This is a genomic window from Mucilaginibacter mallensis (assembly GCF_900105165.1).
GTDB lineage: Bacteria > Bacteroidota > Bacteroidia > Sphingobacteriales > Sphingobacteriaceae > Mucilaginibacter > Mucilaginibacter mallensis.
In genome coordinates this window covers 4,652,855-4,666,447 of the sequence record NZ_LT629740.1, presented here as the reverse complement: position 1 = coordinate 4,666,447, position 13,593 = coordinate 4,652,855, and the positions used below count along the sequence as shown (strand labels likewise).

11 protein-coding genes and 1 tRNA gene are annotated in these 13,593 nt (G+C 40.9%); 9 read left to right on the top strand and 3 right to left on the bottom strand.

The annotated features are described in order from the left end of the window. The first annotated feature begins 44 nt into the window (after positions 1-44). On the top strand, positions 45-1,067 hold the full coding sequence (locus BLU33_RS18940) for a HEPN domain-containing protein (protein WP_091376714.1): 1,023 nt from the start codon (positions 45-47) through the stop codon (positions 1,065-1,067). A 224-nt stretch (positions 1,068-1,291) separates the two neighbouring features. On the opposite strand, the gene BLU33_RS25195 is transcribed toward BLU33_RS18940, so the two are convergent. Both BLU33_RS25195 and BLU33_RS18930 read right to left on the bottom strand, forming a co-directional pair. Next, on the bottom strand, positions 1,292-1,582 hold the full coding sequence (locus tag BLU33_RS25195) for a hypothetical protein (RefSeq protein ID WP_157682239.1): 291 nt from the start codon (positions 1,580-1,582) through the stop codon (positions 1,292-1,294). Between the two features lie 399 nt (positions 1,583-1,981). Further along, on the bottom strand, positions 1,982-3,139 hold the full coding sequence (locus tag BLU33_RS18930) for a phage integrase SAM-like domain and Arm DNA-binding domain-containing protein (RefSeq protein WP_157682237.1): 1,158 nt from the start codon (positions 3,137-3,139) through the stop codon (positions 1,982-1,984). A 231-nt stretch (positions 3,140-3,370) separates the two neighbouring features. Between BLU33_RS18930 and BLU33_RS18925 the strand changes: the two genes are divergently transcribed. Together BLU33_RS18925 and BLU33_RS18920 are read left to right on the top strand one after the other, a co-directional pair. After that, positions 3,371-3,444: transfer RNA gene (locus BLU33_RS18925), tRNA-Ala, on the top strand. Between the two features lie 285 nt (positions 3,445-3,729). After that, positions 3,730-5,367, top strand: a complete 1,638-nt coding sequence (locus BLU33_RS18920; protein WP_091376704.1) for a L,D-transpeptidase family protein — start codon at positions 3,730-3,732, stop codon at positions 5,365-5,367. 71 nt (positions 5,368-5,438) lie between these two features. Here the strand turns inward: BLU33_RS18920 and BLU33_RS18915 are convergent, their stop codons facing one another. Continuing rightward, the gene (locus BLU33_RS18915) at positions 5,439-6,590 is read right to left on the bottom strand and encodes a hypothetical protein (RefSeq protein WP_091376701.1); all 1,152 of its coding nucleotides are present in this window, start codon (positions 6,588-6,590) and stop codon (positions 5,439-5,441) included. Positions 6,591-6,997: 407 nt separating this feature from the next. Between BLU33_RS18915 and BLU33_RS18910 the strand changes: the two genes are divergently transcribed. The 6 genes from BLU33_RS18910 to hutI all read left to right on the top strand — a co-directional run bounded on the left by BLU33_RS18910 (position 6,998) and on the right by hutI (position 13,586). Next, positions 6,998-7,777 (top strand): porin family protein, encoded by a 780-nt coding sequence (locus BLU33_RS18910; protein ID WP_091376699.1) that lies wholly within the window; start codon positions 6,998-7,000, stop codon positions 7,775-7,777. Positions 7,778-7,962: 185 nt separating this feature from the next. Next, the gene (locus BLU33_RS18905) at positions 7,963-8,472 is read left to right on the top strand and encodes a MarR family winged helix-turn-helix transcriptional regulator (protein WP_091376696.1); all 510 of its coding nucleotides are present in this window, start codon (positions 7,963-7,965) and stop codon (positions 8,470-8,472) included. Further along, positions 8,465-10,027 carry a histidine ammonia-lyase gene (gene hutH / locus BLU33_RS18900; RefSeq protein WP_091376694.1) on the top strand — a complete coding sequence of 521 codons (1,563 nt, stop codon included), beginning with the start codon at positions 8,465-8,467 and terminating at the stop codon, positions 10,025-10,027. Before BLU33_RS18905 ends, hutH begins: the two co-directional genes overlap by 8 nt. Beyond that, positions 10,005-11,678: a urocanate hydratase gene (hutU, locus tag BLU33_RS18895; RefSeq protein ID WP_091376692.1), complete on the top strand. Its 1,674-nt coding sequence runs from the start codon at positions 10,005-10,007 to the stop codon at positions 11,676-11,678. The genes hutH and hutU overlap by 23 nt, the downstream gene beginning before the upstream one ends. Before the next feature lie 49 nt (positions 11,679-11,727). Further along, positions 11,728-12,192, top strand: a complete 465-nt coding sequence (locus BLU33_RS18890) for a hypothetical protein (protein ID WP_091376690.1) — start codon at positions 11,728-11,730, stop codon at positions 12,190-12,192. Positions 12,193-12,377: 185 nt separating this feature from the next. Continuing rightward, on the top strand, positions 12,378-13,586 hold the full coding sequence (hutI, locus tag BLU33_RS18885) for an imidazolonepropionase (RefSeq protein WP_091376689.1): 1,209 nt from the start codon (positions 12,378-12,380) through the stop codon (positions 13,584-13,586). Positions 13,587-13,593 lie beyond the last annotated feature (7 nt).

Sequence of the window (13,593 nt, the reverse complement as noted above, 5' to 3'; positions counted from 1 at the left end):
TTATGAGAAGATTAATACTATCTTAGTCTACCTTATCTCATATCATGAAATCCGTTATCTGTATTGTTCCCATCACCGGCTTTGACCCGTCGCAAACCAACGTTCATATAATTTACGAACAATTCCACCTGCTCACCGATAAGAACCTCGCCTATAATAAAGAGAGCATCCTACGCCGTCTCGTTGATCAAACCTTTGCAGATCAAATGGGTATAACCTCCGTTACAGAACTGCTAAACAGCAGTCTTTGGTGCCTTGAACTACCAATAAGCGAAAACGACGAAATGCCTAATCTACTGGACTTCGGTGCACTAATGTGTGACGTAATCAACCAGTTGAATACCTCTCTTTGGTTCATCCGGGACAATAATGTCAATATTAAGGCATGCTACATTCGTATTAACGATACCGAAAAAACAAATCAAAGCAACTGCACGGTTCTCCGGCCTGCTCTCTTAAGCAACACTGTAAACCGACAGATAAACGACATTACCTTTACCACCGAAGAATGGTCTCGAGCTGCGGATATAGCCATGAAGATAAACGAGTTGATGAAGCACAACAGCGAAAATCCTTCGCCGGAAAATCATCTCGACCTACCCGAAGCCAATTATAATGCCAACCTATTTATCGGCAATGCCGGACACTTTGACTACCACCAAACCAACCGAATCGAGCGTGCTTTCAAGTTCATTCACTCAGCCCGAACCACCATGGACACGCTTTTGAAGATCGCGCTTTACATCAATGCCTACGAATGCCTGTTCACCACCGACTCCAACGAGATATCTCATAAAATAGCCGAACGGGTCGCCTATTATGCCGCTACTGACCAGGAGCAACGCCGCAAGACTTACAAACTCATGAAAGAAGCTTACACTGTTCGCTCCAACTATTTCCACGGAAAGGCTTCCGATAAAAAGCAAACGCTTGCCAAACTCATCGACCTGCTTGAAAGACTCGACACCCTGACTCGCCAAGTGCTCACCAAAGCCATCATACAGGACGCTGAGATATTCCTCGCTAAAGACATTGAACCCTACTTTACTGGCCTTTTGTTTTCTTAAAAATTCTTCCCGAAATACAGTTTGCTTATGCTCTATTGGAAGGTACTTCCGGTTGAGTGCTTAATTATGCCATGCGAAAGCAGTTATAACCTGAAATTCGTCTTTAAAATAGTTCTGAAACTAGCAAAGATCGTAGTAATACTCACGAATAAGTCGGTCGCAAGGAAGGATGTTTATTCACATTTAAAATACATTTGCTTAGTTCGCTTTATCTCAATGTTTAATTAGCGTAACTCATAAGCGTATATATAATAAATATCCTCCTTTGTATCTGAAAGGCATATGCCTTTTATAAATCCGTTAATAAATCCATTGGTGTTATGAATCTTTTTATAGTTACGCCATCCTAAAGGAATATCGCCAAAATATGTATAAGTAGTATATAATGAATTTCCTATATACTTGGTCAGTACAAATGATTCATCATGCCTTGCAACTAAAACGGTATGCTGCCATTCCTTGTCAATTTGACGGTCGAGTTTGGATTGATTAAATGTTATCGTTTCATTATTCATTGGGTTTGGATGAGCTTCCAACCTAAATGAGGAATCTGTAGGGAATATGGTTATACTATTAATAACTGTTTTGTCCTTCGATGTTATTTTGATTCTTGCGTTTTTAACTGCAAATAAGTATGAATTAATCAGAATTTCCTTATTCGTAAAAACCTGCGAGTCTTTAGTGTTTATTTTTAATGGTTTGCCTAACATCTCAAATGCTAACTCGAGATTCCTTCCGGGTTTTAAGTCTATCAGTATCGAACTTGTAACAATCTTTTTAGAGCTTGATAGGTTCACAACGTTTAGATTGTTTTTGGTTCGCCTATCTTTATTATTTGAATAAAACTGTTGACAAATCCAAACAACTAACCCGGATATTATCGAGCATAAAATCGTTATAGTTACCGTCATACGTTATAGTTTTTTATAATACTCCCCTTCGAAACTTACATTCATGCCAAAATAGCCAAAACGGTGAGGCATGTAACTTTCTTCGACCTTTAATTTATGGCCATATAGAGTTATATCTATCCTAATCTTAAAATAATCCAATTGGTCTTCAAATTTGATCTTGTTATCGTCAATTTCTGAGATAAAGTCTAATTCGCCAATGTTCGGACCATATGGCCTACCTTTTCCCCATACCGCCGAACCCTTAATTTGAACTTTATTGTTGTCAAGTGCAAGTATTGTTAAAGAAGCACCTGCATAGTCTCCGTCATTCAAATAAATGCCATTATAGTGATTTAAATCTTTTATAGTTGCTAGTTCAACACCCCATCTTTCGTTTATGTATTTATTCAATTCTCTTTTATAATGCTTTACTTCAATTATATTCAAGTTCTTGCTTTGGCTCGTTTTGGTATCATATTGATCATGATGATCAAAACAAAGAAATGCTAAGTTATCTATACTATTATTGCTGGGATTGTGGTCTAAGTGCTTCTTTGTTTTCTCTGGTCGGAGTTTGTAATCATCAAATGGATATAATCCTTTATCTACAATTTTTGATTTTATTGCTTTATTGTAAAATATACGGATCGTTCTTAAATAGAGATATATTGTATTGTGCTTAAGCTCTCTTTTAACAAGAAAGCTGTTATATTGCGTAAGAAATTGATAATCTATTGCTTCAAAATAAAGATCATCAGTTGTGTGAAAGGTCTTTAACACATTTACAGTCGATTCATAGACCCAGGCATTACCAATTTTATTATCTATTCTTAACTGATTGATAAGCTCTTGAGCAAATTGATAGATTGTCTTTTTTACTTCGATAATCTCTACTTGTTCTTTTATTGGCGTAAGGAATTCTTTCACCTTAATGTCGTCTGCTAATAAGAGTTGAGATTGGATATCTGCAAATTCTTTTTTTAGCTTCGTGTTTAATGATTTATGTAAACAATTGGATTTCTTAATTGATTTAGATGAATCATCCCAATCAACCTCTAGAACATTGATTTTACTACTTCTTGTAGTTGTTTTTCTTTGGTGACAAATCTGAAAATTAATGGGATAGCTTCCATCCGCTTTAGCCCTTCTTTTGTCCAGAATAATCTTTACTGTTGCCATATCGCATAGTGTTTTTGCGATTAGATTTGCACTAAATTGTACGTGCATTGTACGTGCAACTTCATTTTTTCACTCACAGCATGTTTGTTTATTTGTGAGTAGAGAAAACACGTTTAAAGTTCTAAAGGATCAATAGCTATAATGCAATGCATTGCTATTGAATGCTTTAAAAAAGATAAAACCACTTTGCGATTATGCCTGAAAGGTATATATTTGCACTCCCATAATAACGGGGGATTAGCTCAGCTGGCTAGAGCGCTTGCATGGCATGCAAGAGGTCATCGGTTCGACTCCGATATTCTCCACATTGATAACAAAAAGGCCTTTAGATTGTTTCTAAAGGCCTTTTTGGGTTAATGGTTTTTATTGTTTTTGATACCGGCAGATCATTTAATATTATTTAGGAAATAGATCTTGTTGATGGCTTTATTCAACGCTTTCCATTTATTTGCTACCAGTTTTGCTCTCATAAATTGTAAAATGAAAGAGCAAATTATTAGTAGCAATAAACAAAACGCGATTGTTGAGAGGAGGTTCAGTGAGCTCTTAACCTTCAGTAATATTTAATATCTTTAATAAAAACACTCCTTATGAAATGCATTCCTTTAAGGTTATTCCTTTTATTAATTTTAGTTTATAGTATATCTTTAGTAAGCTGCGGTCAGCAGGTAAAAACCCACAAGCCGGTTGATTCTTTGGCGCAGGATATGGATAAAACCATTCCCGGAAATTTCACTCAACACTCAACAGATGTTTTTGATAGTACCCAGCTAACGCCTTTCTTTAAAAAGTATCCGGACCTAAAAACGTATGCAAGTCAGGTTACAGATTTTTATCAGAAAAGAAAATACGCTTATGCCTGGTTTGAGAACGGCAGCTTAATTGAGCAGGCCGGTAACTTAACCAACCGCATCATGAACCTGGATAACGATGGTATTTATAAAAAAGCGCCCTACGCAAAAGCGCTGGATTCGTTATTGGATGGATTGAATACAAAAACCACTTCAAAACAACCCCGAACTGATGTGGAACTGATGCTTACTTCGCAATATTTTATGCTGGCTAACCTTATATGGCATGGCATGGGCACTGATGCCAGTAAATCGGCAAAATGGTTTTTACCTAGGGAAAAGGATTCATACGATCAATATCTGGATAGTTTGTTAAAAACACCTACTAAGCAATTAACAAATGAACCCGTTTACCGGCAATATGAGCTATTAAGGACATACCTTAAGAAATATAGGGACCTGGATTCATCTGATAAATGGGTGCCCATAACAATTGCCGTGAAATCTGTAAAACTGGGCGATTCTTTATCAGCAATATTGCCTATTAAAAAGCGGTTATATAAGCTTGGTGATTATAAAGGCGATACTACAACTAATGTGTTTACTGCCGAATTGGTCTCAGGCGTTAAGCAGTTCCAAACCAGGCTTGGTTTACCGGTTAATGGTTTGGTAAACAGGGAAACCATTAATGAAATGAATGTGCCATTAAAAAGCCGCATAAAACAAATATTGGTGAACATGGAACGTAGCCGCTGGCTGCCTGCATCAATGAAAGGCGATTACCTGGGCGTAAACATTCCTGAGTTTAAGCTCCATGTTTATAATAACGATAGTTTATTATGGAGCTGTAATGTTGTAGTAGGTCAGTCGGTTCATCAAACTACGGTATTTTATGGCGAAATAAAATATGTGGTATTCAGTCCATACTGGAATGTGCCTGAAAGTATAGTACGGAATGAAGTTATACCCGGCATGCGCAAAAACGCCAACTACATCAGCAAGCATAATATGCAGATAACGGGTTATGTAAATGGCTTGCCTAATGTGCGGCAAAAACCTGGTCCTGAAAATTCATTAGGACTTGTTAAATTTCTGTTCCCGAATAGCTATAGTATTTATTTGCATGATACACCTTCAAAATCTCTTTTTGGGGAATCATCAAGGGCTTTCAGTCATGGGTGCATAAGGGTTAAAGAGCCTGCAAAACTGGCCGATTTCCTGCTTCAGCAAAGAAAAGAATGGACCCCACAAAAAATTAATGCTGCCATGCATACAGGTAAAGAGCAATATGTAACACTGAATAATAAGATCCCGGTTTTTATAGCTTACTTAACCGCTTTTGTTGACAGAGATGGTAAAATAAACTTCAGGAAAGATATTTATAACCTTGACGGCCGCCTGGCCGATATGCTGATGAAGCAAAACGGTACTTATTAATAAATTTTTTAAAAATGAAAAGGCTTTACTGGTGTTAGTAAAGCCTTTTTTAATGGTATAGTCAATATTTCTTAGTTACTTTTTACACCTAGCTTATGATCGGTAAAATCCAGCATATACTCGTTGTCGAAAAAGAAGTTAAGGCTGAAAATACTAACCGGTACACCGGAATATTGAGGGTTTTCCACATAAGTAAGATTATCTAATTTACCAACGGTATAAGCATACTTAAACCCAGAGGTGGTGGATACTGATACAGCAGCATTAGTTGGAAGCACTACTGCATTTCTGCTGTTTAATGAAGGATCTTCGAGGTAATTGTCGGCATTGGTGCCTGTATCAAATAATATACTAGCATCATTAACAATAGTGCCGTTATAAGTTATGGTTGCAGGAATATAAGGCTGGTAGCCATAAGGTGGGCTTTCAGTAAGCTGGCTCATTGAAAAACCCGAGGCAGACGAAAGATCATCTGCAGTTAAGCCTAAAGTAATTACATCAGGAGTAAGTGGTACTTCATTCTGATCTGAAAAATTAGCTGTACCTAAAGCAGCCATTTTAAATCCTTTTGTTAAGCCGGTGCCGGGATCGAAATAACTAAAGGGGCTGGTAATAAAAGCATTGTTTGGAAAAGTAACATCGTACCCGGAATTTGCGCCAAATACATCAAACTCATGCGGAGGGAGGGCCTTACCATTGTTGTCAACTGATTTATAATACATATAAAAAGGCAGGCGTTTAACAACAATATTACCGTTTGTTACGCCAATAGTAACGGATGCATAACAAAGGTTGCCAGACACCGTTGCTGTGCTGTTATTATCATCGCCATATTGAATTATGTGTTTCTGATTGGTAATGGTAATCCCATCTACAACCGTGGAATCGCCCGTAAAGTTAAAACCTGTAGAGGTAATCATGTTTGCAGGCAAAATATAGTGGGCATCAATAACCATCCCGCCTGAGCCAGTATCAAATACCTGGTCGGATAACGAATCAGGAACAGTTAGGGTGCCAATTTGTGTTACCGTTATAAATACTTCCCGGTAAACTGTGTCGTTGTCTGTTTGTGCTTCCTCGTACAAACCGAGTTTTGTGGGTGTAGCAGTGACAGGGGTGTTATTATTAGTAGTAGTCCTGTCTTTTTTACAGGATGTTATTGCAAACAACACAACTGCAGCTGAAATAAATAGTAAATTTTGGGCAGCGTATCTTTTTCTCATATAGTGTTATTAATGTACTGATATACTAACATTTACTAACATTGGTTTTCTGTATTTATTATATAGCTATACCATTAAAATTAACCTTATAGCCTGTCATCTATACCAAAAGCAATGTTTGTTGATTTATAAATTTCGCTTAAAGATAACACACTTTCTAGTAGCTTAAAGTAAGTATCGATGAATAGATGTTTTGTATGGATAAATATGCAATATTGATTGCATTAATTGGCCATATCTGTTGTTTTTTGATACCAGGACAAGCTATAATCCTGCTTTCATTTTTCTTGTTGGAAATTATAACCCGTATGTAAAATTTATGTTAGGTGTTTTTTTCACTTCAAAAGGTTGTAAAAAAGGTAAATTTGATATTGACATAATTGTATTAACCTTAAATTCTGTATCTTATGAAAAAATCAATTTTCTATTTATCAGTATTTGGTCTATTAGTACTTTGTTTAAAAGCCCGTGCCCAGGATGCAGTTGCCATAGGTGTACGCGGTGGTATCAGTATACCTAATTTAACTGCGGGTGGCAGCCAGCAAAATCCATTGAACACGGGTTATAGTTCCAGAACGGGCCCCGATGGCGGTATATTTGCCGAGTTTAAATTCTCCGATCTGTTCTCTATACAGCCTATGGTTGAATACTCATCGCAGGGTGGTAAAAAGGATGGTTTCCAGGCATTGCCAACCCCGGCCCCTATTGCTCAGGCAATTCAGGCTCAGGGAGGTACCGCGCCCACTTATCTGTATGCTAATTTTAAAAGTGAAGCCAAGCTTAATTATTTGATGATACCTATACTGGCAAAATTCGGATGGAATTTTGCTGAGAAATCTCCATGGAGAGTATATATTGATGCAGGTCCGTTTGTTGGCTTTTTACTCAACGCGCACCAGGTAACCAGTGGGACGAGTAATTTTTATGCTGATGCCGGTGGAAAACAAGAACTGCCATACGGAGAGCAAAATTTAAATAATAACCAGGATATTAAAAGCCAGCTAAATACTACCAACTTTGGTATTGAAGGTAATGTGGGATTCGCGTACCATTTAAAAAATAGCTATGTTTTTGTTGAAGGGGGCGGCAACTATGGCTTCCTGAATATTCAAAAAGGTACAGCCAATGGTAAAAATAACACAGGTGCAGCTACCGCGTCAATCGGCTATGCTTACTGGTTTCGGTAAAAGATCATATCAATTTATACAGCAAGGCCCCTGGATAACCAGGGGCTTTTTTTATGCACCATTCAGCTGTATGTTTTTCAATGATGATAGGTTAAATATTTGTTCTTCATTGTATTAAATAACGTGTGGTGATAAAAATATCACTTACTTCTTGCATTTATATAAGTACTTATATAAATTGCGCCATGAATTTATATCAAAACCTGGGGTACCTGGCTTTTGGCAGCAGGTTAAGGCGGTTAAGCGAAGCTTTTCTGTCCGAAATTAACCGTGCATATCAAAATGAGGGCATCGATTTTGATGCCAGCTGGTTCCCGGTATTTTATTTACTGTCGCAAAACGAATCGCTTTCGATTAAGGAATTAAGCGAGCAGATCGAGATCTCGCATCCCGCTGCCAGTCAGCTTATCACCGGTCTTAAAAACAAAAAACTGGTAGCCACAGCCACTTGTACCGATGATGGCCGACGCCAATTGGTGCAATTAACCGATAGCGGTAAAGCACTATTGGCGCAGGTTTTGCCAGTTTGGGCTGCCGTGAGAGAAGCCATGGATGAATTGGTTGCGTCAGAACCCGGCTGTCGTCAGCTTTTACCGGCCATCACTTCGCTCGAGAATACATTCAGATCAACTAACCTGGCTAATAAGATAACCGAAAAATTATCCGCCACACTAAAAACTGAAGCATATGAATAGTCAGTTTAATTACGGAACAGAACATTTAACTATCGGCATTTGCCTCGATATTGCATCGGGCAAAACAAAAGGAATTATAGGTGCCGAAGCGGCTGCCCGAATCAAAGCCTCGTGGCAGGCAGTTGCTGAAATAGTGCACAAACAAATCCCTGTTTATGGTATTAACACCGGTTTTGGGCCACTGTGCGATACCCATATCAGCGAAAAAGATACCAGCACCTTACAACAGAACCTGCTGAAAAGCCACAGCGTAGGGGTGGGCAAACCCATCCCGCAGGAAATTGCCAAACTGATGCTGATCAGCAAAGTGCAATCACTGGCACAGGGGTATTCAGGCATATCCCCGGCAACTTTAAATCGTATCATCTGGCATATTGATCATGATATTATCCCGGTAGTACCTGAAAAAGGCTCGGTTGGTGCGTCGGGCGATCTTGCACCTTTATCGCACCTGTTTTTGCCACTGATAGGTTTAGGCGAGGTATTTGTAAAAGGAGAAAAGGTCCCGGCAGGAAAAGTATTAAAAGATAACAACCTGGAGCCTGTAGTTTTAGGCCCGAAAGAAGGTTTAGCACTGATAAACGGTACACAATTTATACTAGCCTTTGCGGTAAAAGCGGTACAACGTTTAAATGATGCCTTAAACCGGGCCGACCTGATAGGTGCTATGTCGTTGGAAGGTTTGATGGGTTCGGCACGGCCATTTGATGAACGTTTGCATGCCATCCGCCCCTTTAAAGGGAGTAAATTGGTAGCTAACCGACTGCATACTTTATTAAGTGAATCGGAGATCTGTAATTCACATGTTAATTGTGACCGTGTGCAGGATCCATATTCCCTGCGCTGTATGCCGCAAGTGCACGGTGCATCGCGCAATGCATGGTTGCATTTAAAGGAATTAACAGAGATAGAGCTGAATTCTGTTACCGATAACCCTATTATTTTTAGTGCTACTGATACCATAAGCGGCGGTAATTTCCACGGGCAACCATTGGCATTGCCATTGGATTATGCCACCGTAGCCGCTGCTGAGTTAGGCAATATAGCCGATCGCCGCTGTTACCTGATGAGTGAGGGCAGATACGGCCTGCCAAAAGTATTAACCAATGATCCGGGCCTGAATTCAGGTTTGATGATCCCGCAATACACTACCGCGGCGTTGGTCACCGAAAACAAGACCCTGTGTTTCCCGGCCAGTGCCGATAGCGTGCCTACCTCATTGGGGCAGGAAGACCATGTTTCCATGGGCTCCATCAGCGGGCGCAAATTGCACCAGGTGATAGATAATTTGGAGTACATTCAGGCTATTGAATTACTATATGCTACGCAGGCCATGGATTTCCGCAGGCCGTTAAAATCCACCCCGGTAATTGAGGCCTGCCATAATTTTATACGCGAAACTGTTCCTTTTATTGAGGAAGACAGGATCTTCGCTACTGATATTAACCAGTTACATCAAATCATTACAAGCGGTTCACTACTGGCAATAGCCGATGAAACTGCTATAAACAATAACATTAATCTCAATCCCAATGACGAGTTCGGAATTTATTAAAAAATATGCCAATCACCCGGTTTACAAAGCCCCGGTAGGTATGCAGTTGCACGCCAAAAGCTGGCAAACCGAAGCGCCTTTGCGCATGCTGTTAAATAACCTTGACGGGCAGGTAGCAGAAAACCCTGAGGAACTGGTGGTATATGGCGGTATAGGCCAGGCTGCCCGCAACCCGGAAGCATTGCGTAAGATAATTGAGCTATTACTGGAGCTGGATGAAGATCATTCTTTACTGGTACAATCGGGTAAGCCGGTTGGTATCATCCGTAGTCACCCGCAGGCGCCGCGTGTGCTTATCGCCAATAGTAATCTCGTCCCCGCATGGGCAAACTGGGAGCATTTTAATGAACTGCGCGCCAAAGGGTTGATGATGTACGGGCAAATGACCGCCGGCAGCTGGATCTATATTGGTACGCAGGGAATTTTGCAGGGCACTTATGAAACTTTTGTTGAAGCAGGCCGCCAGCATTTTAATAATGATTTAACTGGTAAGCTGATCGTAAGCGCAGGTATTGGCGGTATGGGTGGCGCGCAGCCACTGGCCGCAACTATGGCCGGTGGCGTATTTTTGGGTGCCGATGTAGATGAAACCCGTATCCAGAAACGTGTGGATACTCAATATATTGATAGGATCACCCACAACTATGATGAAGCTATTGCCTGGGTAAAGGATGCCATGCAAAAAGGCGAAACTTTATCTGTTGGCCTAGTGAGTGATGCAGGTGACCTGCTGGAAAGATTGATAAAGGATAACATCATCCCTGATATGCTTACCGACCAAACTTCGGCGCATGACCCCTTAAATGGTTATATACCAAACGGTCTGTCATTAGCAGAAGCAGCGGAATTACGCAAAGCTGATCCGGCGAAATATAAGGACCTGTCATTAAAAAGCATGGCGCGCCACGTTGGTTTTATGCTTGATCTGCAAAAGAAAGGCGCTATAACGTTCGATTATGGTAACAACCTGCGCGAGTTTGCACGCCAGGGTGGCGAGCCTGATGCATTTAATTTTCCGGGATTTACCCCGGCCTATATCCGTCCGCTGTTTTGCGAGGGTAAAGGGCCGTTCAGATGGGTAGCCTTGTCAGGCGATCCAGAAGATATTTTTGTCACTGATAGAGCTTTGATGGAAGCATTCCCTGAAAATAAACCACTGATCAATTGGCTGGAAAAAGCGCAAAAGAAAATATCATTCCAGGGATTACCTGCCCGCATTTGCTGGCTGGGTATGGGTGAGCGCGAAAAAGCAGGATTGATTTTTAATGAATTGGTAGCAAGCGGCAAAGTGAAAGGGCCAATAGTTATCGGTCGCGATCATTTGGATTGCGGATCGGTAGCATCACCCAACCGTGAAACGGAATCTATGAAAGATGGTTCTGACGCGGTATCCGACTGGCCTTTATTAAACCTGATGGCAAATGCATCAGGCGGCGCAACCTGGATCTCGTTCCACCACGGTGGCGGGGTTGGTATGGGTTATTCGCAGCATGCGGGTATGGTAGTTTTGGCTGATGGTACCGAGCGTGCAGCAACATGTCTTAAACGCGTATTACATAACGACCCTGCAATGGGTATCTTCCGCCATGCTGATGCTGGCTATGATAAGGCACAAGAGTGGGGTGAAAGGTTTGGATTGAATGTGTGGTAAACGTTACGCCCGCGCGCATAAATGTTTAATTTAGTTTAAAAATTAAAGAATGAAATTACAACTAACTCTTGCTTTACTGTTGTTCACAGCAGTTGCAGCCAGCGCGCAGGTAGGCACACGTAATTACCTCGACCAAACAGGTTTTAATGGCATACATCCAGGTGATACCATAACAAAAATACCAAAGGAGCAGCTTACGGTAATCAATGCGGGTACGGGAAAGGGAGATGAACTGTACTCTTATAATAACGGTAATGCCCTTAAACTAACCGACAAGATCGCCTTACAAAAAGTGGAGATCAATTATTTCCACAACAAGGTTATGTCTATTAGCTTGTACTTTAATGAAGCCGATTTGCAGGCTATTAACGAATACTTTGATAAAATATATGGTAAGGGCGAAACAGCTGAAAGATATATTAGCCAGTACACGGCTGAACATTCGGAACTGGTGTTGCAGGGAAAAACCAAAGATGGCGGGTATAAGGCATATATAAGCTGGCCCGATCAATAAGTTTAATACTTAGGGCAAGCTAATGTTCGCAATGAAGCTCTAATAATAAGAAACATATCCATACTTGCGCTCGTCTGAGACGAGTGCTTAAATTGGGTTAGCGTTTGTAACGCGACTGACGATGTAATCGCCAAAGCATATTAAGCACTCGTCGCAGACGAGCGCAATAGATAGTATAAAACAATATGAAAAAACTAATCGGCCCGTTCACACAAATACTGCCTTTAACAGGGTTAGCCTTAAAAGGCGCACTTAGGGATGATGATCTGCAGGTCATCCCGCAAGGCGGCGTATTGGTTGAAAACGGATTGATATTAGCTGTGGATGACTTTGAAAGCCTGCACAAAGCAAACCCATCAGTACAAATACAAGAAATTACTGGCGATCATGTGTTGCTCCCGGGCTTTGTGGATTGCCATACGCATATTTGTTTTGCGGGTACACGTGCCAAAGATTATGCTATGCGTATACAAGGCAAAACATATTTAGAAATTGCCAAAGCAGGCGGCGGTATCTGGGATTCGGTAACGCAAACCCGCGCGGCTGATGAAGAAACGCTTACCCAACTATTATTCCAAAGGGCAGAGCGCCATTTAGCCGAAGGTGTAACTACCATCGAAGTAAAAAGCGGCTACGGATTGGAAACGCAATCGGAATTAAAACAATTACGGGCCATTGCCAAGGCCGCTAAAGAAACAAAGGCGGGTTTGGTATCTACCTGTTTAGCTGCGCACATGGTACCACGTGATTTTAGCGGTACGCAGGCTGAATATTTGAGCTATGTTTTTCATGACTTGTTGCCTGTCATCAAAAATGAAAACCTTACCAACCGCATTGATATATTTATTGAAGAAAGCGCTTTTGATGCGGAGAACGCGTTGATCTATCTTAACAGGGCCAAACAAATGGGCTTTGATATTACTGTACATGCTGATCAGTTTACTACAAGTGGCAGCGTGGTGGCGGTTAAAGTGGGTGCTGTTTCGGCAGATCATTTGGAGGCAAGCAAGAATGCGGAGATAAAATTACTGGCAAATTCTGATACAGTAGCTGTTGTATTGCCGGGCGCTTCGTTAGGTTTAGGGATGCAGTATTCACCAGCACGTAAACTATTGGATGCAGGTGCCTGCCTCGCTATTGCCAGCGACTGGAACCCCGGCTCAGCGCCAATGGGCGACCTGTTGATGCAAGCTGCCGTAATGAGCGCTGCGGAGAAATTGAATACTGCCGAGGTATTTGCCGGATTAACCTATCGCGCAGCAAAAGCACTGAATTTACATGATCGCGGTATATTAGCCTCCGGAATGCGTGCCGATATGCAGGCGTACCCTTGTAATGATTACCGTGAGATATTATACCAGCAGGGGAAACTTAAACCGCTGATTATATATTGATTTTTAT